We start from the raw sequence: 21995 nt of genomic DNA, 5'->3' as shown, positions 1-21995 counted from the left end.
TGCAACCGTTACCCGCTTTTTGGACAGAGAATCAATAATGAATTTTCTTGCTCACCTGCATCTGGCGCACCTTGCCGACAGCTCGCTTTCCGGTAATCTGCTGGCCGATTTTGTCCGCGGTAACCCGGCAACGCATTATCCTCCTGACGTGGTAGAGGGTATTTATATGCATCGGCGTATTGACGTCATGACCGACAACCTGCCGGAAGTTCGTGAGGCGCGAGAGTGGTTCCGCCATGAAACGCGGCGCGTGGCGCCCATTACGCTGGACGTCATGTGGGATCATTTTTTATCGCGCCACTGGACGCAAATCTCTCCTGATTTTCCACTTCAGGCGTTTGTCGGCTACGCCCATGCGCAGGTCGCGACGATTTTGCCCGACTCCCCGCCGCGCTTTGTCAACCTGAATGATTATCTTTGGTCAGAAAAATGGTTAGAGCGGTATCGCGATATGGATTTCATTCAAAACGTGCTGAATGGCATGGCGAATCGCCGTCCCCGGCTGGATGCCTTGCGTGATTCCTGGTACGATCTGGACGCGCACTACGACGCGTTAGAAGAGCGCTTCTGGCATTTTTATCCGCGTATGATGGCACAGGCCGCCCGCAAAGCGCTGTGACGGCCTGATAGCGAGGGCGTGCGTCAGATCCGCCGTTGGCAGAAAGATGGTTCGCTGTCATAAAGGGGTCATCATTACGATTTATAATGACCCGATCGATAGGCAAAAGCTGTCTCATTGATTGTCAAGACCGCATTGTTTTGTCGCTTCGCCCTCCCTATACTGCCCGCGTTGCGTTCTAAAACCCTTAATATTGCAGGAGAATTATTATGGTACTGGTTACTCGTCAGGCCCCGGATTTCACCGCTGCGGCGGTACTGGGTAGCGGTGAGATTGTTGACAAATTCAACTTCAAACAGCACACCAATGGTAAAACGACCGTTCTGTTCTTCTGGCCGATGGACTTCACTTTTGTTTGCCCGTCTGAGCTGATCGCCTTCGATAAACGTTATGAAGAATTCCAGAAGCGCGGCGTTGAAGTGGTCGGCGTTTCTTTCGACTCTGAGTTCGTCCACAACGCATGGCGTAACACCCCTGTCGATAAAGGCGGCATTGGCCCGGTGAAATACGCAATGGTTGCTGACGTGAAGCGTGAAATTCAGAAAGCTTACGGTATCGAACATCCGGACGAAGGCGTTGCGCTGCGCGGCTCTTTCCTGATTGACGCTAACGGTATTGTTCGCCATCAGGTCGTAAACGATCTGCCGCTGGGTCGTAACATCGACGAAATGCTGCGTATGGTCGACGCGCTGCAGTTCCACGAAGAGCACGGCGATGTCTGCCCGGCGCAGTGGGAAAAAGGCAAAGAAGGCATGAACGCCTCTCCGGACGGCGTGGCTAAATACCTGGCTGAGAACATTTCCAGCCTGTAAGTCAGTACATTGATAAAAGGCTCGCAATCGCGAGCCTTTTTTATGCGTGAGGTGTTACGAACCACCTCGCCTCAACGATTCATCCATACGGTCGCGGAAATCGCGGGTAAACTAAGTCTTCCCTCGCGGATGTCACCGCTTCCCGTTTTACATTGCCATCCGGCCACGTTCAGCAACGGCAACGCTTCCAGCGCCACTTCACAGGCCTCGCCCCGGTTAATCGCCACCAGCGCCCGCTGCTGCTGATAAACTCGCACGAATACCACTACGTCACCTTCGGCATACAGCGCCTGGCATCCGCCACGACGCAGCGCCAGACTGCGCTGACGCAGTTTCGCCATACGCTGGTACAGCGCCAGCAAGTTGCCGTCCTGCCTGCGTTCATCCCACGGGAACGGTTTGCGGCACATGGGGTCATTTGCGCCGTCCACGCCGACTTCATCGCCGTAATAAATACATGGCACGCCGGGCCAGGTAAACAGCCAGACCACCGCCAGCGGCAGGCGCGCCACGTCTTTACCGAGCAGGGTTTTAAAGCGCGCAGTATCATGGCTGTCGAGTTGATTAAACATGCGTAGTTGTTGCTGATGTGACAGCCCGGCGCGGTAGTTATCCATCCACGCGATACAGGTCCGGGCATCGATATGCTGTGGTTCGTAAGCGATATCAGTATTGGCGAGAAATCCCCACAGCGGGAAGGTGAAGCCGCGATAATTCATGGCGGCATCTTCCGCATCGGCCTGTAGCCACTGCCGCGCATCGCCGAAATGTTCCCCCACAATATAGGCTTCGGGCTGCGCCTCTTTTGCCGCCCGGGTAATACCGGCGACGTGCTGCAAATTATGGCGCGCCCCGCCCGCCTCGCCCAGCATATGTACGACATCCAGCCGCCAGCCGTCCATATTCCACGGAGCCTTTAGCCAGTGACGAACGATACTGTCCTCACCGCGATAGATCTCATCGACCAGCGTTTCTGATTGATAATCGAGTTTCGGCAGGCTCGGATAACCCAGCCAGTCCAGCGCCACGCCTTGTGGTGAAAAGGAGTACCAGTCGCGCCACGGCGAGTCCGGGTGATGGCACGCGCCGCCAGTGCTGCGGTTATGCCTGTCAAACCACGCATGCGAGTCGCCACTATGATTAAACACGCCATCCAGCACCAGCCTCATGCCCTGCGCCTGGGTTTCACGCCGCAGGCGCAGCAGCGCCCGATCGCCGCCAAATTGCGGATCGACATGGCGATAATCTTCCGTGTCGTACTTATGGACGCTCGGCGCGGTAAATACCGGATTCAGATATAGCGCTGTGACGCCCAGTGTTTTCAGATACGGCAGCTTCTCACAAATGCCATTCAGACAGCCGCCGTAAAAGGTGGAACCGCCCGCCTGGGGGGTGAGCGGTTCATCCCACTCTTTACGCACGATGTCGTGACCGGCAGCATGGTGGTAATACACCTTATCCTGCCCGGCTTCACGAGACTGGCTGCGGGCAAAACGATCCGGGAAGATCTGATAAAAAATTTGATCGGCGACCCACTGCGGGCCGCTATCCGGCGCATCAACGGCAAATTGTTCCAGACGCGCAGGCGGAAAACGGCTAAATCCCTGTGGCGTAAACCAAAGCTGGCGGTCGTGCCAAAGCAATTTAAAGCTGTAACGGCGACGGGGCTGCCCTAACGCGATATTGAGCGTCGCTCGCCACGCCGTCACGCCCGGCTGCGGCTGGCGGCGCTGTTTGCGCATCGCCAGTGAGATTTCTTCATTATCGAATTCTGAGCGCAACGTCACGCGAGACGGCGGATTTTCTCCGCTCAGCCACAGCGTAATGGTTAATTTATCGTTATGTTGCTTCACAAATGGGGCAACCGGTAAGTGCCAGGCATTCAACATCTCGTATCCCCTCTACTGAAAATGGGGCCACCTTGCCACAGAGATTTAAAGGATAACTCATCATCCAGGGGTTTATTAGGGGAGGAGGCTCCAGGAGGAGAAGCGGCTCCGCTTATCCGGTCTACCGTTGCCTGCAGACCGGATAAGGCAGAGAAAAACGACTACGCCTGCGCCAATTGACGGTCGCGACGGCGTTTAAACATCCAGCCAATCAACAGCAGAACTATCCAGGCGAAGCCCACGTACAGTGAGATGCGGGTATCCGGATGGTAGCCGATAAGCGCAATAATGAAGACCAGGAAAATCAGACCCGCTATCGTCGTTACGACACCGCCCGGCACCTTAAACTTCAGCGCTTTTACCTCTTCCGGTGGTAAACGACGACGGAAAGCGATTTGCGACAGCAGGATCATAATCCATACCCATACCGTCGCAAACGTCGCCAGCGAAGCAATCACCAGGAAGACGTTTTCCGGCATGATGTAGTTCAGGTAAACCGCAAACAGCAGCGCAATCGTCATCACCAGCACAGTAACCCACGGAATACCACGGCGTGACGTTTTAGCAAAGATTTTCGGCGCGCTCCCCTGCTCCGCCATACCATGCAGCATACGGCCTACACCAAACACATCAGAATTGATAGCGGAAAGCGAGGCGGTCAATACCACAAAGTTCAGAATGCTGGCGGCAAAGGTAATCCCCATATGCTGGAACGTCAGCACAAATGGACTGCCGTTTGTGCCGACCTGATTCCACGGATAGATAGACATAATGACGAACAGCGTGCCGACATAAAATACCAGGATACGCATCGGTACTGAGTTAATGGCGCGCGGAATGGATTTCTCCGGGTCTTTCGCTTCCCCGGCGGTGATACCGATAATCTCAATCCCGCCGTAAGCGAACATCACCATTTGCAGCGACATGATCATTCCCAGCCAGCCATTGCTGAAGAAGCCGCCGTTGCTCCACAGGTTATGAATGCCGGTCGGCTGCCCGCCGTTGCCAATTCCCCACACAATGATGCCGATACCCGCGACAATCATGATAATAATGGTGGCGACTTTGAAGAAGGAGAACCAAAACTCCAGCTCGCCGAACACCTTGACGCTCATCAGGTTGATGGCGCAAATGATCAGCACCACGCTAAGCACCCAAATCCAGTGCGGCACGGCGGGGAACCAGACTCCCATGTAAATGCCGAACGCGGTCACGTCGGCAATGGCGACGATCAGGATCTCAAAACAGTAGGTCCAGCCGGTAATATAGCCCGCAAGCGGGCCGAGGTTTTCCTGCGCATAGCGCGAAAATGAGCTGGCGGCAGGGTTGTGAACGGACATTTCCCCCAATGCGCGCATAATGATATATGCCGCGACCCCGCCAATAATATAGGCCAACAGCACGCTCGGCCCCGCCATTTTGATGGCGTCCGCCGAGCCGTAAAACAGGCCGGTGCCGATTGCCGAACCTAATGCCATAAAGCGAATGTGCCGGGTGCTCAGCCCACGCTTTAGCTTATTATTGCTTTCCATCAATTTCTGACCTATCAACACAATAAAAAACCACGGGGCGTTAAGCCCCGTGGTGTACACATATGTCAGCGATTTTAGTGAGCGCTGGAGGTCACCTGCCGACCCGCCGCGCGATCCCAGATAATCGCCAGGATCACCATCACCACCGTTGGCATCAACCACGCCAGTCCCTGTTCCGCCAGCGGCAAACGCTGACTCCAGGCTGGCAGCATATCGCCAAAAGCAGATGCTTTGATGCCGTCAAGGATACCAAAAAGCAGACTGATAAACATGGCCGGCGCGATGATACGGGTGGAATTATGCCACCATGAGCGGGTAAAACTTAATACAACCAGTGCGATACACGGCGGATAGATGGCCGTCAGCACCGGAATGGAGATTTGAATCAGATGGCTCAGTCCGAGGTTTGACACCACCATAGAGAAGCCGCCGAGAATAAAGACCAGCGTGCGGTAAGACAGCGGAATATACTGCGCGAAAAACTCAGCGCAGGCGCAGGTCAGCCCCACCGCCGTCACCAGACACGCGATAAAGATCAGCGCCGCCAGCAGGAAGCTTCCCGCGCCGCCAAAGGTATGCTGAACGTAGGCATGAAGAATCGCCGCGCCGTTCGCTGACTGATCGACCAGCGTCGCGCTATCAGAACCTAAGCGGAACAAGGCAAGGTAAAGCAGCGTCAGCCCCACGCCCGCCATCAGGCCGGCCCAGACCGTGTAACGCGTCAACAGGCGCGCTTCGGTAACGCCGCGAGAACGCGCCGCGTTCACAATAACGATACCAAACACCATCGCGCCCAGCGTATCCATCGTCAGATAGCCGTTCACAAATCCGTTAGAAAAGGCCGCATTCTGATAAGCGTCAAGGGCGTTGCTGATTGGACCGGCAGGCCAAACGATAGCCGCGACGGAAAGGATGACCAGCGCAATAATTTTCAACGGCGCCAGGAAATTCCCCACCGTATCCAGCAGCTTACCCGGATAGAGGGAAACCAGAATAACGATAGCGAAATAGACCACGCTGTAAATCAGCAACGGCATTGCAGAATCGCCGGTCAACGGAGCGATACCGACCTCAAACGACACCGTCGCGGTACGCGGCGTCGCAAATAACGGCCCGACGGCCAGATAGCAAACGGTCGCCAGCAGGAGTCCCGCCACTTTACCAATCGGCGTACTGAGGCTGTCTACGCCGCCGCCGACTTTCGCCAGCGCCACAACAGTAAGAACCGGTAGCCCTACGGCGGTAATCAGAAAACCAATAGCGGCTGTCCAGACGTGTTCACCCGCCTGCAAACCGACCATAGGAGGAAAGATAATATTGCCTGCGCCAACGAACAGCGCAAATGTCATAAAGCCCAGGGCGATGATATCGCGCGATTTTAACTGATGGGTCATAAAGTCTTACTGCCTGTGGATGGTGATGTTGTAAACATTAAAATTTTTGCCTTTCCCGGAGGATTATAAAGCGGCGTTTTTTATCAATTTCAGCGGGAAAAGCTCCCGGACCGATGCGGCGAAGAATTGTTTTTCGATTTACCGCGCAAATGCAGTCGTAATGACAGCACCTGAAGCGCAATTTAAACGCTTATAACGTTTTAAAGCAAGGTGGGATCTAAAAACCAGATGAATATAGCGATATGAAATTTACAACCAGAATAAAACACCATTCTCATGAAAAAGTTATGGCTAATCATGCGAACAAAAAATCACCAAACGTTGAATGTTTCAACGAGCCCGTCTTAACTGCAAAGAAAATAAGCCAGCATCCGCTGGCTTATGGAAAGTTATACTTACGAAAGGCAATTAATCGCTATTTTTGGCAATTAAACGTTCCGGCAGCACAAAGCTAAATCGCGTTCCTTTGCCAGGCGAACTGTCGATTTCAAGGCGGCTTTCATGGTGATTCAACGCATGTTTCACAATCGCCAATCCCAGGCCGCTGCCGCCCGTTTGCCGCGAACGCGCTTTATCGACGCGGTAGAAGCGTTCGGTCAGACGAGGAATATGCTCGGCAGCAATCCCCGGACCGTTATCTTGAATGCAAAATTCAGCGCCATGCACGGCACGTCGCCAGCTCACCGTAATATGCGTTCCCGCCGGCGTATGGTTTACCGCGTTATACACCAGGTTTGAGATCGCGCTACGTAGCTGCTCTTCATTGCCCAGAACGCTAAGACTATCGTCGACCTCAAACGTAAAGGTATGTTTCTGCTGGCTGAGCGTCTGCGCTTCACGCTCCACGACCCGCAGCATCATCGGTACATCCACTTTTTCATTTAATAACAGCGCCGGGGCCGCCTCAATTTTAGACAGCGTAAGTAGTTGTTTTACCAGCCCTTCCATACGATACGTTTGCTCGCGCATCGTATGCAGCGCTTTCTCTCGCGTCGCCCCTTCCAGCGCCTGTTCCTGCATCATTTCCAGATAGCCTTGCAATACCGTCAAGGGCGTACGCAACTCATGGCTAACGTTGGCGAAAAAGTTACGTCTGGCGCCTTCAAGCTGATGCATTTGCGTCACATCGCGCGCCACCATCAGGAGTTGTTTATCGGTATAAGGCATGACGCGGATCTCCAGATGCCGCCCGGTATTGAGCACCAAATGAAGCGGACGGGTGAAATCACGCGTTTTTAAATACTGGGTAAACTCCGGATAACGCAGTAGATTGAGAATATTCTGCCCGTTGTCATCCGGCCAGCGTAGCCCCAGTATCTGTTGCGCCAAACCGTTACACCAAAAAATGCCGCCCTCTTCTGTGGTCAGTACCACGGCATCAGGCAGCGACTCCGCGCCGCTGCGAAAACGTTTAATCAGGTTCCCCAGCTCGCGGCGACGCTTCTTATTTCGCAACTGCATCTGGTGTAAACCGTATAACAGCGGTTCCCAACTTCCCCGTCCCGGCGGCGGCGTCATACTTCTGTCGACCCAAAGCCACCAGGAGAGGCGTAATAAATTCCAGAAATGCCAGATAAGCAGTCCCGTCACCGCCGCCAGTAAAAACCACGGCAGATAACCAAAAAAAGCGCTAAGGATAAGCGCGGGGATGCAACAGAGCACCAGCTCCAGCACCAGCCTTTTCCATGACAGCCGTTCCAGCACGCGTCATACTCCCTCAAGAATGGAAAGCCTTCTCCGCCAGAAACCTGTGTTCTACTGGCGGAAAAGGCATTAAAAGCGGGTCGAAAAACGATACCCTGTCCCGCGTACCGTTTGCACCATCCGGTCGTGGCCGCTGTGCTCCAGCGCCTTACGCAAACGGCGAATATGCACGTCGACCGTCCGGTCTTCAACGTACACATTGGTGCCCCAGACATGATTGAGTAGCTGTTCGCGGCTGTAAACCCGTTCCGGGTGCGTCATAAAGAAATGGAGTAATTTAAATTCGGTCGGCCCCATATCCAGCGGGCTGTCGCCGGTCATCACGCGGTGAGAGCCGGGATCAAGGCTCAGTCCCTGCATCTCGATCACCTCTTCGACCGCCATCGGCGAGATGCGCCGCATAACGGCTTTAATGCGCGCCACCAACTCCTTGGGGGAAAACGGCTTGGTAATGTAATCGTCAGCGCCGGTTTCCAGTCCGCGCACACGATCTTCTTCCTCACCTCTTGCGGTCAGCATAACCACCGGAATATCCCGGGTCAGGGCTTCACGTTTGAGATGTTTAATAAACTGTAACCCTGACCCGCCGGGCAACATCCAGTCAAGAAGGATGAGATCCGGCCAGGGTTCATTAAGTTTATTCACCGCACTGTCATAATCTTCGGCTTCTACGGGCTGAAAGCCATTTTGTTCGAGCACGAAGCACACCATTTCACGGATCGGCGCCTCATCTTCTACGACCAGAATACGTCTCGCCATAATTTGCCCTGTTAGTCGTTAGTTATCAATGCCGCGCCATTATGCGTCAGATTTATGACAGATTTATGAAAAAAAAAGGCGGCATTGAAAGCATGTTGATGATTTATGACACCGGTGAAACCGTGCATTACCGTGTACCGGCGGTAAATTGCGCCCAAAAATGGAGGGGATGACGTGTATAATCCCGTTCACGCTTTTTTTGCATGGAACAATTATGCGCATCCTCCACACCTCTGACTGGCATCTGGGACAAAATTTCTACAGTAAAAGCCGCGCCGCGGAGCATCAGGCTTTTCTGGACTGGCTGCTGGAGACCGCGCAGGCCCATCAGGTGGATGCCATTATTGTCGCTGGCGATATTTTTGATACCGGTTCGCCGCCAAGCTATGCCCGAGAACTTTATAACCGTTTCGTCGTTAATTTACAGCAAACGGGCTGTCATCTGGTGGTGCTGGCCGGTAATCATGATTCCGTCGCCACGCTAAACGAATCGCGCGACATTCTGGCATTTCTCAATACAACCGTGATCGCCAGCGCGGGCTATGCGCCGCGGCTACTTCATCGTCGCGACGGTTCTCCGGGCGCCGTACTGTGCCCCATTCCCTTTTTGCGCCCGCGCGACATTCTTACCAGTCAGGCGGGATTATCCGGCAGCGAGAAACAGCAGCAACTTCTTCATGCGATTGCCGATTATTATCAACAGCAGTATCGGGAAGCGTGCCAGCTACGCGGCGAACGAAAGCTGCCGGTTATCGCGACGGGGCATTTAACCACCGTCGGCGCCAGCAAAAGCGATGCGGTTCGCGACATTTATATCGGTACGCTGGATGCCTTTCCGGCGCAGCATTTCCCGCCAGCGGATTATATCGCATTGGGACACATTCACCGCGCGCAATGTGTCGGCGGCACGGAGCATATCCGCTATTGCGGCTCGCCCATTGCCCTCAGCTTTGATGAGTGCGGCAAAAGCAAATGCGTGCATCTGGTGACCTTCGAGCAGGGGAAATGGCAAAGTACCGAAAGTCTGGCTGTCCCCGTGACTCAACCGTTGGCGGTTTTAAAAGGCGACCTGGCGTCAATTACCGAACAGCTTGAGCAGTGGCGCGGCGTTGAGCAATCGCCCCCCGTCTGGCTGGATATTGAAATCACCACCGACGATTATCTGCACGATATCCAACGCAGAATACAGACGCTAACGGAGTCGCTACCCGTAGAGGTATTACTGGTGCGCCGTAGCCGCGAACAGCGCGAGCGCTCGCTGGCGAACGAACGGCGGGAAACATTAAGCGAGCTTAGCGTGGAGGAGGTTTTTGCGCGGCGTCTGGCGCTGGAAGCGTTAGATCCCCCGCAGCGCGAGCGCCTGAATCAGCTCTTTTCCAGCACGCTCTACGCGTTGAATGAGGAGCATGAGGCATGAAAATTCTCAGTTTGCGTCTGAAAAACCTGAACTCGCTGAAAGGAGAATGGAAGGTCGATTTTACCGCCGAACCGTTTGCCAGTAACGGGTTATTCGCCATTACCGGCCCGACCGGCGCGGGAAAAACCACCTTGCTTGACGCCATCTGTCTGGCGCTGTACCACGAAACGCCGCGCCTGAATACGGTATCGCAGTCGCAAAACGATTTGATGACGCGCGATACGGCGGAATGTCTGGCCGAAGTGGAGTTTGAGGTAAAAGGCGAGGCCTGGCGCGCGTTCTGGAGCCAGAACCGAGCCCGAAATCAGCCTGACGGCAATCTCCAGGCCCCACGCGTGGAGCTGGCGCGGTGTTCAGACGGAAAGATCTTTGCCGATAAGGTAAAGGATAAACTGGAGATGATCGCCACGTTGACCGGGCTGGACTACGAGCGCTTCACCCGTTCGATGTTGTTATCACAGGGGCAGTTCGCCGCCTTTCTTAACGCCAAAGCGAAAGAGCGCGCAGAGCTTCTGGAGGAGCTCACCGGCACTGAGATTTACGGGCAGATCTCCGCACAGGTATTTGAAAAACATAAATCAGCCCGTCTCGAACTGGAAAAGTTACAAGCGCAGGCCAGCGGCGTCGCCCTATTGGCGGACGAACAGTTACAGCAACTGGAAGCCAGTTTGCAGGCGCTTACTGACGAAGAGAAACGCCTGCTGGCCGACCAGCAAGGACAGCAGCAGCACCTTCACTGGCTGACCCGAAAAAACGAGCTCCACACTGAATTACACGCCCGGCAGCAGGCGCTGTACGCGGCGCAAGAGGCGCGAGAAAAAGCGCAGCCGCAGCTCGCGGCGCTGACGCTGGCGCAACCTGCTCGCCAGTTGCGCCCGCATTGGGAGCGCATTCAGGAACAAACCCGCGCCGTTGAGCGTGTTCGCCAGCACAGTGATGAAGTGAATGCTCGCTTACAAAGCGCGTATCGCCTGCGCCAGCGTATCCGCGCCTGCGCGCATCGACAATTCACGCAACTGAACGCCACAGGGCAGCGGTTGAAGACATGGCTGGCGGAACACGACGGCATCCGCGTCTGGCGCAGCGAACTGGCGGGGTGGCGAGCATTATTAACACAACAATCCCACGATCGGGCGCAACTGAGCCAATGGCAACAGCAGTTGCTGAGCGATACGCGTCAGCGTGATGCGCTACCGCCGCTCACGCTCGACCTCACGCCACAGGCGCTGGCGGAAGCCAGAGCATTGCATACCCGGCAGCGTCCGCTACGCCATCGTCTCGCCGCGCTTCAGGGGCAAATTGTCCCGAAACAAAAGCGTCAGGCGCAGCTACAGGCAGCTATCGCGCGTCATCATCAGGAGCAGACGCAATACACCCAACGTCTGGCGGATAAGCGACTGAGTTATAAGACTAAAGCGCAGGAGCTTGCGGACGTTCGCACTATTTGCGAGCAGGAGGCGCGCATCAAAGATCTGGAAAGCCAGCGGGCGCACTTACAGTCCGGCCAGCCGTGTCCGCTTTGCGGCTCGACGACGCACCCCGCCATCGCCGCCTATCAGGCGCTGGAACTGAGCGCGAATCAAACCCGCCGCGACGCGCTGGAAAAAGAGGTCAAAACGCTGGCGGAAGAAGGCGCGGCGCTGCGAGGACAGTTAGATGCCTTAACGCAACAATTACAGCGGGATGAAAGCGAGGCGCAGTCGTTGTTGCAGGAGGAGCAAGCGCTTACTGAGGAATGGCAAACGCTGTGCGCTACGCTGGGCGTTCAGCTCCAGCCGCAAGAAGACCTCGCGGGCTGGCTGACCGCCGCGGAAGAGCATGAGCAACAGTTGGATCAGCTCAGCCAGCGTCATGCTCTACAAACGCAAATCGCGGCGCATACTGAACAGGTAGCGCGCTTTACCGCGCAGATTGCGCAGCGTCAGGCGTCGCTGACGGCTGATTTGGCGCAGTATACGCTTTCCCTTCCAGCGCCAGAAGACGAGGCTTCGTGGCTGAATGAGCGCGCCGACGAAGCGAAAATATGGCAACAGCGTCAGACCGAGTTCGCGGATTTGCAAACGCAGATCGACAGGCTTGCCCCGTTGCTGGAAACGCTACCGCAAACGGATACCGCGGATTCCGACGACGACGTGCCGCTGGATAACTGGCGGCAGGCGCATGATGAGTGCGTGTCATTACAAAGCCAGTTGCAAACCCTGCAGGAACAGACGACGCAGGAACAGCAGCGCGCCGCCGAGGCGATAGCGCACTTTGATGCGGCGTTAAAAAATAGCCCGTTTGACAGCCAGGCAACGTTCCTGGCGGCGTTGTTGGATGAAGAGACCGTGACCCGTCTGGAAAAACAACAACAAACGCTGGAAAGTCAGCTACAACAAGCGAAGGCGTTAAGCGCGCAGTCCGCGCAGGCGCTGGCTGACCATCAGCAACAGCCGCCCGCCGGTCTGGACCCAACGTGTACGGCGGAGCAGCTCGCGCAGCGGCTGGCGCAGTTGGCGCAACAACTGCGCGAGAACACGACACGCCAGGGGGAAATCCGCCAGCAAATTAAACAGGATGCAGATAATCGGCAGCGCCAACGCGCGCTGATGGCAGAAATGAAACAAGCCTCTCAGCAAGTGGAAGACTGGGGCTATCTCAATGCGCTGATCGGCTCTAAAGAAGGTGATAAGTTCCGCAAATTCGCCCAGGGACTGACGCTGGATAATCTGGTCTGGCTGGCGAATCATCAGCTCACCCGCCTGCATGGCCGCTATTTATTGCAGCGCAAAGCCAGCGACGCGCTGGAACTGGAGGTTGTCGATACCTGGCAGGCCGACGCCGTGCGCGATACGCGAACGTTATCAGGCGGCGAAAGTTTCCTGGTCAGCCTGGCGCTGGCGCTGGCGTTATCAGATTTGGTCAGCCATAAAACGCGCATTGATTCTTTGTTCCTCGACGAAGGCTTCGGCACGCTTGATAGCGAAACGCTGGACGCCGCGCTGGATGCGCTCGACGCGCTGAATGCCAGCGGGAAGACCATCGGTGTGATTAGCCACGTGGAAGCCATGAAAGAACGTATCCCCGTGCAGATAAAAGTGAAAAAAATCAATGGGCTTGGTTATAGCAAACTGGACAAAGCGTTTGCCGTGGAGTAACGCGAGTGTCATCCTGCGCACAGCATACCGTCATGACATAGCATAATAATGAATACACAAAGACGGATAAGGAATGGTATTACCTCGCGCTTATCCGCAAGCTATACGTTGATTGGCTGTGACAATTCACAGCCACAGCGCGCAACATGCGCCTTTATTTTCGGCAGGTGGTATGAAAAAAGTTATTTTTTCTTTGGCGCTGGGTACGTTCGGACTGGGGATGGCCGAGTTTGGCATTATGGGCGTGTTGACGGAGCTGGCACGCGATGTCGGGATAACGATTCCCGCCGCCGGGCATATGATCTCGTTTTACGCCTTCGGCGTCGTGCTGGGCGCGCCTGTTATGGCGCTCTTTTCCAGCCGCTTTTCGCTTAAACATATACTGCTGTTTCTGGTCACGCTGTGCGTGATGGGCAATGCCATATTTACCTTTTCCTCGTCATATCTGATGCTCGCCGTCGGCAGACTGGTTTCCGGCTTTCCGCACGGCGCCTTTTTTGGCGTCGGCGCCATTGTCCTGTCAAAGATTATCCGCCCCGGGAAAGTCACCGCCGCCGTCGCGGGTATGGTTTCAGGGATGACGGTGGCGAATCTGGTGGGCATTCCGTTCGGCACTTACCTGAGCCAGGAATTTAGCTGGCGCTACACCTTTTTATTGATCGCGGTTTTCAACATCGCCGTGCTCACCGCGATTTTCTTCTGGGTGCCGGATATCCGTGACAAAGCCCAAGGCAGCCTGCGCGAGCAGTTCCACTTCTTGCGTAGTCCTGCACCGTGGCTCATTTTCGCCGCCACGATGTTCGGCAATGCGGGCGTTTTTGCCTGGTTCAGCTATATCAAGCCATTTATGATGTACATCTCCGGTTTTTCGGAGACGAGCATGACGTTTATTATGATGCTGGTCGGGCTGGGGATGGTGTTAGGCAATCTGTTAAGCGGCAAACTCTCCGGCAGATATACTCCGCTGCGCATCGCGGTAGTGACTGACCTCATTATCGTGCTCTCTCTCATGGCGCTCTTTTTCTTCAGCGGATACAAAACAGCATCGCTGACTTTCGCGTTTATCTGCTGCGCTGGTCTGTTTGCGCTCTCTGCGCCGCTGCAAATCCTGCTGCTGCAAAACGCCAAAGGCGGCGAACTGCTGGGCGCGGCGGGAGGGCAAATCGCCTTTAATCTCGGTAGCGCGATTGGCGCCTGGTGCGGCGGGCTGATGCTGACGCTAGGTTTTGCGTACCACTATGTGGCGCTTCCCGCCGCCCTGCTCTCGTTTTCCGCCATGTCGTCGTTGCTGGTATACGGACGTCTAAAACACAAGCAGCCATCGGTCACGCCGGTTGCCGGATGATGCCATCCGGCTAAAAACGTTACGCCAGCGGCCACAGCCAGGCCGCGCCGCGCACGCCGCTTGAATCGCCATGCCGCGCCTTACGTACCGGCGTCTCGCACTCGCCGCCAAAAACAAACGATTTCATCAGCGACGGAACCGTCTTGTACAGGCGCTCAACATTGCTCATACCGCCGCCCAGCACAATGACATCCGGATCCAGAATATTCACGACATGAGATAATGCTTTCGCCAGCCGCAGCTCATAACGGCTTAACGCCAGTTCCGCCACGGCGTCCTGCGCGTCGACCAGACGAATAATCTCATCGCCTTTTAGCGCGTTACCGCTCAAACGCTGGTAATCCGTGGCAAATCCCGTACCGGAAATAAAGGTTTCGATACAGCCTTGTTTACCGCAATAACAGGGAATTTCTTCGCGGTAACGCAACTCATCGTCATCCATCCACGGCAACGGATTGTGGCCCCATTCACCTGCCGTACCGTTGCCGCCGATGTGCGCCCGGCCATTTAGCGCTACGCCCGCGCCGCACCCGGTACCGATAATCACCGCAAATACCGTTTGCGCCCCCGCCGCCGCGCCATCTACCGCTTCCGATACCGCCAGGCAATTGGCATCGTTGGCTAACCGCACTTCACGCTTCAGACGACGGCTCACATCGCTATCGAACGGCTGGCCGTTAAGCCACGTAGAGTTAGCGTTTTTTACCACGCCAGTGTAAGGCGAGAGAGAACCGGGAATGCCAATGCCAACGCTACCGGTCTGGCCGGTCGCCTGTTCCGCCATGTCGACCAGCGTAGCGATGGTTTCTATCGTTTGCTGATAATCCTCCCGCGGCGTAGGCAGACGATGGCGAAACCGCTGCTCTCCTGCATCATCAAGCGCAATGACTTCCGTTTTTGTGCCGCCTAAATCGATACCAATACGCACATACCGCTCCTCATTTTTTGGGAATATCAACAGGGTAGAATTCACCGTTCTGATTGGCAATGCAAGCCTGCCGACAATTCGTTACTATACCGCCTGGATTTAACGACAAGGCCGTGGAAATTATCATGCTGTGGTTCAAAAATTTAATGGTTTACCGTCTTAGCCGCGATATTACATTACGCGCCGAAGAGATGGAGAAACAGCTCGCCTCAATGACGTTTACCCCATGCGGTAGCCAGGATATGGCCAAAATGGGCTGGGTTCCGCCGATGGGCTCTCACAGCGATGCGTTAACGCACACCGCCAATGGCCAAATTATTATTTGCGCGCGCAAAGAAGAGAAAATCCTGCCATCGCCAGTGATCAAACAGGCTCTGGAGGCGAAAATCCAGAAACTGGAAGCCGATCAGGGACGCAAGCTGAAGAAGACGGAAAAAGATTCCCTGAAGGATGAAGTGTTGCATTCGTTGCTGCCGCGCGCGTTTAGCCGCTTCAGTCAGACAATGATGTGGATTGATACCGTTAACGGCCTGATTATGGTTGACTGCGCCAGCGCGAAAAAAGCGGAAGATACTTTGGCGCTACTGCGTAAAAGTCTTGGCTCGCTGCCGGTCGTCCCGCTGGCGCTGGAAAATCCGATTGAGCTGACGCTCACAGAATGGGTGCGCTCCGGTACGGTCGCTCAGGGTTTCCAGTTGCTGGACGAAGCCGAATTGAAAGCGATGCTGGAAGATGGCGGCGTGATCCGCGCGAAAAAGCAGGATCTGGTCAGCGACGAGATCGCCGTTCATATTGAAGCGGGTAAAGTGGTCACGAAGCTGGCGCTCGACTGGCAGCAGCGTATTCAATTCGTCATGTGCGACGACGGCTCCATTAAGCGTCTGAAATTCTGCGATGAGCTGCGCGATCAGAACGAAGATATCGACCGGGAAGATTTTGCCCAACGTTTTGACGCGGACTTTATCCTGATGACCGGCGAGCTGGCGGCGCTGATTCAAAGCCTGGTGGAAGGATTAGGCGGCGAAGCGCAGCGCTAACCAGAGGGTCCCTCTCCGCCGGAGAGGGGACTCACCGTTACAAATAGCGGCACAGATACGAGGTGGGCTCAGCAACCTGGAGATGAAACTCGCTGTGGCCAGGCACGTTAAACACCTCACCGGCTGTATACACTTTCCATTCGACAGTTCCCGGCAACAGTACCTTCAACGCGCCGCTCACAACCGTCATCTCTTCGGGTTCGGCGGTGCCAAAGGTATACTCCCCTTCCGCCATCACACCAACGCTGGCCCGGCCGGTGCTACTGCTGGTAAATCCAATAGACTTCACTTTCCCGGAAAAGTATTCATTGCTTTGTAGCATAATCAGGCCCCGTCTCATTATTAAATTAACACCCAATATAGAGTCCTGACGTTCGGCCTGTCACGTAAAATTAGACAAGCAGTTCTGAAGCTAACCGCGCAATCAAAACATTAGAGAGTAAAACCGGCACATCCAGCGCCTGCTGTAAAATATCCCGATGACGCTGATGAAAACCCAGACAATCCAGCATAATGACGTCCGCGCCTTGATCCAGTAGCGCCTGCCCGGCATCAATTAACTGTTGCTCAGAACCGTGAACCGGATTCGCCAGCGAATACACCGGCGGCATTTGCAATACCTGCCACTTTTTCTCCTGGGCCGCCAGAAGTTCTGCAACAGGCACAATCACGCCCACCTGATGCCCATCCACAATAGAGGCGACAAGCGGTGGAATAATACGCAGCGGTTCAAGCAAAATAGAATTACGGGCTGCCATACTTTTAATCGCCGCGGTGCTCATCAGTATAATGACGTCATAACCCTGGTTATCCAGCACCTCGACAACGCTCTGTAAATCTCGCTCCACCTTCTGGCGGGAAACATGGGCTATCTGGTTATCATTCAGCAACGTCAAAAGCGGATCGTCGCCAGGCTCTACAGCGTAATCCGCCATAACGTCTTCCCGGCTCATTTTTCCCAGCAGGCTATGATGGGTGATGTGTTGTTCGTCGATGTATTCCGTCAGAAGCGGTAACACTTCGCTCATTGGCACAACGCCGATTGTGAGGATTGCCAACGACGCACTCATTTTTATTCCACCTTATTACTTCGTCGTAATTCCCGGGCAAATATTCACACGCTCACCGCGCTACCTGCCCTACAAATCTCAGAAAGCGTAGCAGCAGATGAGCAACGTATTGTGTAAAGATTCCAAATAACTCCAATATTGTATTGTTATCGCTTAATTTACGGTTTTAGTTGCCAGTATAAATGTTTCAAGAATGTGATGGAGATACAATTTAGGGGTACCCGGAATCCCTTCCGAGTGGTTCATGCGTCTATGATTTATCCGGATCTTCGTAACGTTTTTTCGCATCCATCGCTTCTTCTGCGGTCGGATGCTCGCTGATGAGCGAATCAGGTTTCGGATGGTCAGCCCGTAGCTGATACCACGTCACCGTCTGGCCCGGCGTGCCTTTTTCAATGGTGACGATATAAGCTTCCCGCGGATAAGGTGGTCTGGTTGGCATAGCGTTTCCTTTATTCTGGGTGAGCGTTAAGTATAGACATCTCCCTGTAACCGTTGCGTCGACAGCGGCAGCGCCGCAATAATTTCAGAAACGACCTGGGCCGGCGCTTTCGTCGCGTCAATAATGTAATGCGCCGTTTCGCGATACAACGCGTCACGCTGCTCAAGCACTTCCCGAACCTCTTCGCTCAACGGCTTGCCGGTGAGGGTCGGGCGCAGATCCGCTTCAGGTTCAGCCTCAAGCCGGTTAACCAGCGTGGATACCGGCGCGCACAGATAAATCACTACGCCAACACGGTGCATATAACGTCGGTTATACTCCGTGAGAATAATACCGCCTCCCGTCGCCACGACAGTCGAAGGCGCGCTTACCGCCTCCAGGGCCGCGGTTTCCCGAGCGCGGAACCCTCCCCAGCCTTCTTTTTCAACGATATCAGCGACGCTCATCTGCACGTGCGATTGCAGCCAGCGGTCGGTATCTGCAAACCGAAAACCGGTTGCCTGCGCCAGCGCCATACCGATGGTGGTTTTCCCACAGCCCCGCGGGCCAACAAGATAAAGAGGTTGCATCATAGCAGGCGTTCCCCCAGGAACTGCGCATACGCAGGATTTGATATCAGCAATGTTATAATCATATCATCTAACTAGTACAACGCATAAATGTAAATAATAATTTACACAAAAATACTAAAGTCACAATATTAGTACTATAACAAGAATCAGAAATGAATAAACTGTAAATTTTTCATTACAGGATTTATTTTTTACGCTGGCTTTCCAGCCACCACTTATCCAGCTCGGCGGCAAAATGCTGACGATCGCGCGGCGAGAGAGTGTTTGGTCCCCCCGTTTGTACGCCGCTGGCGCGTAGCGTGTCCATAAAGTCACGCATCGTCAGACGTTCGCGAATCGTGGCGTCGCTATAGCGTTCTCCCCGGGGATTAAGAGCCGCAGCGCCTTTTTCCAGCACTTCAGCCGCCAGCGGAATATCCGCGGTAATCACCAGATCGCCCGCTTCGCATTGACGCACGATTTCGTTATCCGCCACGTCAAACCCGGCGGCCACGCGGAGCGTGCGGATAAAACGCGAAGGCGGCACGCGCAAGGCCTGATTGGCAACCAGAATAAGCGGCAACTGCATCCGCTCGGCGGCGCGGTACAAAATTTCTTTAATGACATTCGGACACGCATCCGCATCCACCCAGATGGTCATAATGTCTCCCGTACGATATACAATCTTTTATTGTCTCGCGCTTTTGCCTTTCATCAAAGTGCTGTTTCTCCTTCTGCCCGTTTTCAATCCGCGTTAAGCTAACCATTCCCCATAACACACAAACATAGGGAGTGACGAGATGGAGAAGAAAATCGGTTTTATTGGCTGCGGTAATATGGGCAAGGCTATTCTTGGCGGACTGATTGCCAGCGGTCAGGTACTTCCCGGCCAGATCTGGGTCTACACCCCCTCCCCCGATAAAGTTGCCGCCCTGCATGACCAGTACGGCATTAATGCGGCGCAAAGCGCGCAGGAGGTCGCTCAGGTCGCGGATATCGTTTTCGGCGCGGTAAAACCAGGCATTATGGTGAAAGTGCTCAGTGAAATCTCCTCCAGCCTGAACAAAGACTCACTGGTGGTCTCTATCGCCGCAGGCGTAACGCTTGATCAGCTTGCGCGCGCGCTGGGACACGACCGTAAAATCATTCGCGCTATGCCGAATACGCCGTCGCTGGTCAACGCAGGAATGACCTCCGTCACGCCCAACGCGCTGGTCACACCGGAAGATACGGCTGATGTGCTGAATATTTTCCGCTGCTTTGGCGAGGCGGAAGTGATTGCTGAGCCGATGATCCATCCGGTGGTTGGCGTGAGCGGATCTTCGCCGGCCTATGTCTTTATGTTTATCGAGGCGATGGCGGACGCAGCCGTTCTTGGCGGTATGCCTCGCGCTCAGGCTTATAAATTCGCCGCGCAGGCCGTCATGGGGTCGGCGAAAATGGTACTCGAAACCGGAAAGCATCCCGGCGAACTGAAAGATATGGTGTGCTCGCCTGGCGGAACGACGATTGAAGCCGTACGCGTTCTGGAAGAACGTGGCTTCCGCGCTGCGGTAATAGAAGCGATGACGAAGTGTATGGAAAAATCAGAGGCGCTCAGTAAATCCTGAAGCCCGGCTGGACGTCATGCCGCCACTTCGGTGCGGTTACGTCCGGCATTCTTTGCTTTATAAAGCGCCATATCCGCAGACTTTAACCACTCCCGATAATGACCGATTTGTGGCGTTAACGGCGCCACGCCCACGCTGATACGTAACATGACCTGCGGCGCGCCCGGCAAGCGTAAGGTATTTAGCCGTTCATGCACTCGCGACATGGCGGTAATCGCGCTGTCTGCCGGCGTTCCGCACATAATCACCGCAAATTCGTCGCCGCCAAAGCGCCCGATAATATCACTCCCGCGTAGCGTTATCTGTAATTGACGCGTCAGGGCGATAATAGCCTCATCCCCAACATCATGCCCCCAGGTGTCGTTAATGCTCTTAAAATGATCGATGTCGATAATCAATAATGTCGCCTCCCGATGGTGGCGTCGGCTGTGATCGAATTCATTACGTAATAAAATTTCCCAGTGGCGTCGGTTATAGACGCCGGTCATGCCATCCCGCGAGCTCATCGCCTGCAAGCGTCGCTTATGTTCCGCTAATTTAATGGCCGTTTGGTAACTTACCCAGGCGAACAGAAGCGGATACAACATAATGACGGGCAAAGAGAGCGTGACTTCCAGCGACGAGCTTCGCATCGCGACGGGTAGCCCGGTAAGCTGCAACGTCACCAGACATGACGCCAGCAAAAGGCCCATTCCGACAGTGAATAGCCGCCGCCCGCCAGCGCCCATCAGATTCATGCTCATCATCATAAACAGCGCGGCGGCAGGCAACATATTGACGCCCATCAACGCGATCCACATGCCGGAGAGGATCGCATCCACTTTCAGGTTGTAAATTTCCTGGCGTAGCGGATCAAGGGCTTTCGCCGCCCACTGCCACGCCAGATGCGGCCAGACAAAAGACCAGCCGACCAGCAATAGCCACCAGCCGCCAAAGACAGGTTGCGACACTAACACGGCGGCCACTGGTAAAAACATCCCCCCTAACCCCACCGCGCGCGGTAGCCTGATGCGCCGGGCGAAGCGCAATCCGGAGCGCTGACGATCATCAGAAGGGTCAGGCGGCGCTACCGCCTGTTCAACCGCTTTTCGGTAAAAATTTTCATCATTCATTATTTTTGGGAACATTTAGAAACAATTTTCCCAAATTATAGAAACAGAGCGCATGGAGGAAGTATGAAATTTCGGGTGAGTGTTTTTCAGGGCTCACCCGATAGCACTACGCCGCTTTTTTCAGGCAGGCGCTCATAAACTTGCTACGGTCATCGCCTTTCAGTGATTGTTCCGTCGCCTGAACATTGCATTCACGCATTTTCTGCTGTTGCGGCGTCAGGCTTTTCTCGCCAGGGGCTGACTGGCTGTTTTTCAGGCAGTCGCTAAGGTAAGTTTTACGCGCATCGCCTTTCAATGCTTGCGCTGTCGCCTGCTGATTACAGGTCGTCATGCGCTGCTGTTGCGGCGTTAACGGTTTCTCGGTTGCGCCGACGGTCGTTAAAAAGACCAGGCCAAAAAGTAAAGTCACCAGTAATGTTATTTTCATAGCACCATCCTTTTGTCAGTGTACGCATTACACGTTGTCCCTTTGGGAAATATCCCAGGGACTTTATATAAGTCTGGCTGTTACTGGCAAAAATACCACCCGGCAGTAAAAGTATTACTTACCGTGAGCAATATATGTTTTATTGATTGACAAACCGTAGGCTAATGTGCAACTCGATTATCCACAGTCACGCAGGATGCAGAAGAACAA

20 protein-coding genes are annotated in these 21995 nt (G+C 54.5%); 7 read left to right on the top strand and 13 right to left on the bottom strand.

The window, feature by feature from the left end; all coding sequences use genetic code 11:
• The first annotated feature begins 37 nt into the window (after nt 1-37).
• Together acpH and ABVM99_RS10820 are read left to right on the top strand one after the other, a co-directional pair.
• Nucleotides 38-619, top strand: a complete 582-nt coding sequence (gene acpH, locus ABVM99_RS10825) for an ACP phosphodiesterase (RefSeq protein ID WP_001009858.1) — start codon at nt 38-40, stop codon at nt 617-619.
• Nucleotides 620-828: 209 nt separating this feature from the next.
• Complete coding sequence (locus ABVM99_RS10820) at nt 829-1431, top strand: peroxiredoxin (protein WP_000244731.1); 603 nt, start codon at nt 829-831, stop codon at nt 1429-1431.
• 71 nt (nt 1432-1502) lie between these two features.
• Here the strand turns inward: ABVM99_RS10820 and malZ are convergent, their stop codons facing one another.
• The 5 genes from malZ to phoB form a co-directional block, all read right to left on the bottom strand.
• The gene (malZ, locus tag ABVM99_RS10815) at nt 1503-3320 is read right to left on the bottom strand and encodes a maltodextrin glucosidase (protein WP_052938342.1); all 1818 of its coding nucleotides are present in this window, start codon (nt 3318-3320) and stop codon (nt 1503-1505) included.
• A 161-nt stretch (nt 3321-3481) separates the two neighbouring features.
• A complete protein-coding gene (gene proY, locus ABVM99_RS10810) occupies nt 3482-4852 on the bottom strand; it encodes a proline-specific permease ProY (protein ID WP_001727981.1) in 1371 nt (456 codons plus the stop codon).
• A gap of 74 nt (nt 4853-4926) precedes the next feature.
• Nucleotides 4927-6246, bottom strand: coding sequence for a branched-chain amino acid transporter carrier protein BrnQ (gene brnQ, locus ABVM99_RS10805; protein ID WP_000149625.1), 1320 nt, complete (start codon nt 6244-6246; stop codon nt 4927-4929).
• 408 nt (nt 6247-6654) lie between these two features.
• On the bottom strand, nt 6655-7950 hold the full coding sequence (gene phoR, locus ABVM99_RS10800) for a phosphate regulon sensor histidine kinase PhoR (protein WP_023194558.1): 1296 nt from the start codon (nt 7948-7950) through the stop codon (nt 6655-6657).
• Between the two features lie 69 nt (nt 7951-8019).
• Complete coding sequence (gene phoB, locus ABVM99_RS10795; RefSeq protein WP_000113918.1) at nt 8020-8709, bottom strand: phosphate response regulator transcription factor PhoB; 690 nt, start codon at nt 8707-8709, stop codon at nt 8020-8022.
• Nucleotides 8710-8923: 214 nt separating this feature from the next.
• On the opposite strand from phoB, the gene sbcD reads away from it, so the two are divergent.
• The 3 genes from sbcD (at nt 8924) to araJ (ending at nt 14608) form a co-directional block, all read left to right on the top strand.
• On the top strand, nt 8924-10126 hold the full coding sequence (gene sbcD, locus ABVM99_RS10790; protein WP_001221266.1) for an exonuclease subunit SbcD: 1203 nt from the start codon (nt 8924-8926) through the stop codon (nt 10124-10126).
• Entirely contained in the window at nt 10123-13263 is a 3141-nt protein-coding gene (gene sbcC / locus ABVM99_RS10785) for an exonuclease subunit SbcC (protein ID WP_023194557.1), read from the top strand. The genes sbcD and sbcC overlap by 4 nt, the downstream gene beginning before the upstream one ends.
• A 172-nt stretch (nt 13264-13435) precedes the next feature.
• Nucleotides 13436-14608, top strand: coding sequence for an MFS transporter AraJ (araJ, locus tag ABVM99_RS10780; protein ID WP_023194556.1), 1173 nt, complete (start codon nt 13436-13438; stop codon nt 14606-14608).
• 19 nt (nt 14609-14627) lie between these two features.
• Here the strand turns inward: araJ and mak are convergent, their stop codons facing one another.
• Entirely contained in the window at nt 14628-15536 is a 909-nt protein-coding gene (gene mak / locus ABVM99_RS10775) for a fructokinase (protein WP_001219277.1), read from the bottom strand.
• Nucleotides 15537-15661: 125 nt separating this feature from the next.
• On the opposite strand from mak, the gene rdgC reads away from it, so the two are divergent.
• Nucleotides 15662-16573: a recombination-associated protein RdgC gene (gene rdgC, locus ABVM99_RS10770; protein WP_000964305.1), complete on the top strand. Its 912-nt coding sequence runs from the start codon at nt 15662-15664 to the stop codon at nt 16571-16573.
• A gap of 37 nt (nt 16574-16610) precedes the next feature.
• Here rdgC and ppnP read toward each other — a convergent pair whose 3' ends face one another.
• From ppnP to ABVM99_RS10745, 5 genes are all read right to left on the bottom strand, one after another.
• A complete protein-coding gene (gene ppnP / locus ABVM99_RS10765; protein ID WP_000941953.1) occupies nt 16611-16895 on the bottom strand; it encodes a pyrimidine/purine nucleoside phosphorylase in 285 nt (94 codons plus the stop codon).
• Nucleotides 16896-16965: 70 nt separating this feature from the next.
• Entirely contained in the window at nt 16966-17643 is a 678-nt protein-coding gene (locus ABVM99_RS10760; RefSeq protein WP_001276437.1) for an AroM family protein, read from the bottom strand.
• Nucleotides 17644-17893: 250 nt separating this feature from the next.
• Nucleotides 17894-18085, bottom strand: a complete 192-nt coding sequence (gene yaiA, locus ABVM99_RS10755) for a protein YaiA (RefSeq protein ID WP_001143161.1) — start codon at nt 18083-18085, stop codon at nt 17894-17896.
• 26 nt (nt 18086-18111) lie between these two features.
• Nucleotides 18112-18657, bottom strand: a complete 546-nt coding sequence (gene aroL, locus ABVM99_RS10750) for a shikimate kinase AroL (protein WP_000983568.1) — start codon at nt 18655-18657, stop codon at nt 18112-18114.
• A 184-nt stretch (nt 18658-18841) separates the two neighbouring features.
• Entirely contained in the window at nt 18842-19297 is a 456-nt protein-coding gene (locus ABVM99_RS10745) for a YaiI/YqxD family protein (RefSeq protein ID WP_000158137.1), read from the bottom strand.
• A gap of 139 nt (nt 19298-19436) precedes the next feature.
• Here ABVM99_RS10745 and proC point away from each other — a divergent pair, with 139 nt between their 5' ends.
• Complete coding sequence (gene proC, locus ABVM99_RS10740) at nt 19437-20246, top strand: pyrroline-5-carboxylate reductase (RefSeq protein ID WP_000412193.1); 810 nt, start codon at nt 19437-19439, stop codon at nt 20244-20246.
• Between the two features lie 14 nt (nt 20247-20260).
• On the opposite strand, the gene adrA is transcribed toward proC, so the two are convergent.
• Together adrA and psiF are read right to left on the bottom strand one after the other, a co-directional pair.
• Complete coding sequence (gene adrA / locus ABVM99_RS10735; protein WP_000484097.1) at nt 20261-21373, bottom strand: diguanylate cyclase AdrA; 1113 nt, start codon at nt 21371-21373, stop codon at nt 20261-20263.
• Between the two features lie 91 nt (nt 21374-21464).
• Nucleotides 21465-21785, bottom strand: a complete 321-nt coding sequence (psiF, locus tag ABVM99_RS10730; RefSeq protein ID WP_017441686.1) for a phosphate starvation-inducible protein PsiF — start codon at nt 21783-21785, stop codon at nt 21465-21467.
• Nucleotides 21786-21995: the final 210 nt, after the last annotated feature.

It is taken from the genome of Salmonella sp. SJTUF15591 (assembly GCF_043356435.1).
Classification (GTDB): Bacteria; Pseudomonadota; Gammaproteobacteria; order Enterobacterales; family Enterobacteriaceae; genus Salmonella; species Salmonella enterica.
The sequence above is the reverse complement of the archived record's forward strand: the minus strand, read 5'-3'. Positions and strand labels throughout refer to the sequence as shown.